Raw genomic sequence first — 1,479 nt, 5'->3', positions numbered from 1 at the left:
CTCTCAATACGGTTCGGTTAAGCTCTAAGCAGTATTGATTACATAGAATGTTCGTGTTTCACTTTTGGCTCCAATTCCTTTATGTATTGGTTTCTTGGAAGGAAATTTAGCTCTAGTTTTTTTAACTACTCGCGGGTTACTTCTTCCTTCGCGCTCTGGGATCTGCTCGTCAAAGATTTCTGTCATTAGCCAGGTTAAAAAAAAGGGACTTCTTCTGGCTCAAGACGTTGAAATTTAGGAAGGGCACGACGCACAACATTAAGGGTTCCGGTAAAACTTAATCGTAAAGGGGAGATTTGAGCACGCTCGGCCACTTGATACATTAGGGAACGTACAGCCCAATGACCAAGAAGCCAACCGTAAATTTCTTGAACTACCTCACGAGGGTTTAGGGAGCGAATTGGAGTTTTGCGACCATTAAGGTGAACTTTGAGTTCATCAATAGTATTTTCTACTTCCCAACGTTGATGATATTCAATCGCCAGTAATAAAGCCGGGAATAAAGCCATATCTGTCAAACTAGTAATAAGGCGGTAAATTTCTGGCTCTCCATCAGTATCAATGGTATATTCAATGACTCGTACTAGGATTTTCGTACCACCCTTTTTCTTGGATTTACGATCAGGGGTAATCCACGATAGATAAGAACCATCTGCCAAAACTTTTTCTACCTTGAATTTGGCATTTTTTGGCACTCGTCCTAAGTAATCACATTTTTGGCCAAGGGTTGCTCTTACCATTCCATAAGAATGTAGTCCTCTATCCCACATCAACAACATTCCTTCCATTACTGACCGTAGTAACTTTTTTGCTCTAACTCGCTCACCAATGCGGTATGGACAGATTAACGCATCAACGATTAAATGCGTTCCGGCTTCAATTAGTAGCACTAAGCGGACTTTGGGGAAGGCGGTTTGAGTACCAGGACGACTACCAGGATATCCAAACACCCTTGCGTTTTTATCGGTATCTGGTACATCGAATAATGTGCCATCTACTGCCATTATTCGCAGTCCTCCAAGAAAAGCTCCTGGTGTGTCAACTGTTGCTAAAGGACTTACTACTGAATGGAAAAGACGACTGATTACCTGACACCCTATTCTTTGTCGTGCTTCAGTAATTGAGGATTTACAAGGTACTCGCCAATACTTCCCCACTCTCACCCAAGCTTCACTCAAACCATCTACTAGATTTTTCAGTACTGTTCTCATAGAAGCTTTTGACCATAAACTCATGGCAATGATTAAACAGACAACCAAATGTGAAGGTAAAGCTCGCCTGCGCTCTTCTTTGGCTTTTGTATCCGCAATCGCCTGCTCTATTGCTGACGATGGAATCGCTGCTTCTAAAGCTTTGAGTACTGTACCTGATTCAATCTTCGGTACAACCAAGGAGAATTCTTTGAGTTGCATTTTGCCCTTCGCACCTTGATGACAATTACCAGTTTACATGCTTTTCAAGCTTAACCGAACCGTATTG

At 42.1% G+C, this 1,479-nt stretch carries 1 protein-coding gene; it reads right to left on the bottom strand.

All coding sequences use genetic code 11. The annotated features are described in order from the left end of the window. Positions 1-194 precede the first annotated feature (194 nt). The gene (locus F6K46_RS39685; protein ID WP_293068984.1) at positions 195-1,412 is read right to left on the bottom strand and encodes an IS4 family transposase; all 1,218 of its coding nucleotides are present in this window, start codon (positions 1,410-1,412) and stop codon (positions 195-197) included. Positions 1,413-1,479: the final 67 nt, after the last annotated feature.

It is taken from the genome of Moorena sp. SIO3E8, from assembly GCF_010692445.1.
In the GTDB taxonomy this organism is placed as follows: Bacteria; Cyanobacteriota; Cyanobacteriia; order Cyanobacteriales; family Coleofasciculaceae; genus Moorena; species Moorena bouillonii.
Note: the sequence above shows the minus strand (reverse complement) of the source record. Positions and strands in the feature narration are given on the sequence as shown.

Bases quoted from the DNA above. Each gene is read 5' to 3' on its own strand.
- F6K46_RS39685 (WP_293068984.1), bottom strand. From the start codon at position 1,412: ATGCAACTCAAAGAATTCTCCTTGGTTGTACCGAAGATTGAATCAGGT.